The 250-nt window shown below is 36.8% G+C and carries 1 protein-coding gene; it reads left to right on the forward strand.

Translation table 11 applies throughout. The features are described 5' to 3' along the window. On the forward strand, positions 1 to 193 hold a 193-nt coding region (locus tag SB719_RS21635; protein ID WP_412159957.1), incomplete at its 5' end, for a hypothetical protein. Positions 194 to 250 lie beyond the last annotated feature (57 nt).

Below are 250 nucleotides of genomic sequence, written 5' to 3' on the forward strand. Positions count from 1 at the left end.
GTTAAACGCGTCGTCTTCCTCTCAAGATTTTCCTGGTTGGAAAATGACCACGTTGAATAACGTGCACGTATCAAAAGGCGGTAACCCTGTCCTTCCTCAGCCAATACACGGGACTGATGTGGCTATCGATGGAATATCTCATTGGGATAATATAGGTAATTTTGAAGTAAAATTTTATTTACTTAAGTATTGATGAATCGATTATCAGTTAAAACGGTATAATTTATTTCATTTTGATCCGAACTTGCAT

Origin of the sequence: Pantoea sp. SIMBA_079, assembly GCF_046940275.1 — a bacterium.
GTDB classification, from domain to species: Bacteria; Pseudomonadota; Gammaproteobacteria; order Enterobacterales; family Enterobacteriaceae; genus Pantoea; species Pantoea borealis.